The 397-nt window shown below is 37.3% G+C and carries 1 protein-coding gene; it reads left to right on the top strand.

All coding sequences use genetic code 11. The features are described 5' to 3' along the window. Positions 1-188: 188 nt before the first annotated feature. Positions 189-397 (top strand): alcohol dehydrogenase catalytic domain-containing protein (locus tag E3E36_RS12525; RefSeq protein WP_167895652.1); only part of this gene is annotated, 209 nt, incomplete at its 3' end.

Raw genomic sequence — 397 nt, 5'->3', positions numbered from 1 at the left:
TCTTGAACAATTGCATTGTAACGTTTGTTACTTTTACCATCATCAGATTAACGAATTATAAACAGCAATTTATTTTTGAATAGCGAACAAAAAGTATCCCGAAGTTTCGGAATGTGAAGCTCCGAAGGAGTCCTTTGGACAACCAAAGTTTAATAGTAGTATTGCAACCCGTTACAAAATAAACATTTATGATAGCAACCAAATCTTATGCAGCATTCAATGCAACAACACCTTTAGCTCCTTATAATTTTGAAAGAAGAGATGTTGGAGAGCATGATGTGCATGTTGAAATTTTATACAGTGGTGTTTGCCACAGTGATTTACACCAGGCAAGAGATGAATGGGGTGGCTCTATGTACCCGATGGTACCGGGCCATGAAATTGTGGGTAAAGTAGT

Origin of the sequence: Thermococcus sp. M36, from assembly GCF_012027355.1 — an archaeon.
GTDB lineage: Archaea > Methanobacteriota_B > Thermococci > Thermococcales > Thermococcaceae > Thermococcus.
The sequence above is the reverse complement of the archived record's forward strand: the minus strand, read 5'-3'. Positions and strand labels throughout refer to the sequence as shown.